At 47.3% G+C, this 704-nt stretch carries 1 protein-coding gene; it reads right to left on the bottom strand.

Annotation, left to right across the window (positions count from 1 at the left end; all coding sequences use genetic code 11):
• On the bottom strand, window positions 1-704 hold a 704-nt coding region (locus R7R24_RS26930; RefSeq protein ID WP_318120152.1), incomplete at both ends, for a transcriptional regulator.

The raw sequence follows: 704 nt of genomic DNA, 5'->3' as shown, positions 1-704 counted from the left end.
AGCTTCCCTGTCGCAGGATAAATAAGGTTCATCTGCGCTTTCAAGATGCCTTGCTCTGCGCCGTCTTTTAACTCTATGTTGAGTTCGTAATCACTGGTCTGCATATTTCGTGCACCAGGGAAATACGGTGTATGACCAATGGGATCCAGAAAGTAACTTGGAGCGTCTTGGTTAGCGATGTCGGTATATGGATATTCGACTTGTTGTTGAAGTAAGACGGCTTTGACCAGTGTGCGATATTTTCGTGCCTGAGAGCCGATTGCATCGACACGGTTGAGCAGCAACTCGACTTTGGGGATAAGTAACTGATGACGTGTTTGTTGTGTTGAAATCTCTTGGCGTTGCCATAGCAAGCTTGCGAGCGTCACGCTACAAACCGCAAGTATGGCACACAAGCCATAAGCAAAAATTAGCTTGAAGTTCTTATTACTCGCAACCTGAGTTGGAATAACGCGTCGATGGCTTTTCGCTGGTGGTGTTAAACGGATATTGGCAGGGTTAAGAAAATAGCCCTTTCGAGGATAAGTGACCAAGAGCTTAGCCGCATCGTACTCGGGTAGGTGTTGCTGTAGCAGCGCACGTAAGGTGCTCATGCGGTTAGTGAGCACATTCTTGGAGATGAATTTGCTCTGCCAAATGGTTTCGATAATGGTGTCGGCAGAGAGCGGATGCCCCACGCTTGTTAGCAGCAGTTCTAATAACTC

It is taken from the genome of Vibrio sp. 704, from assembly GCF_033339295.1.
This window is presented reverse-complemented; position numbering and strand designations above follow the sequence as displayed.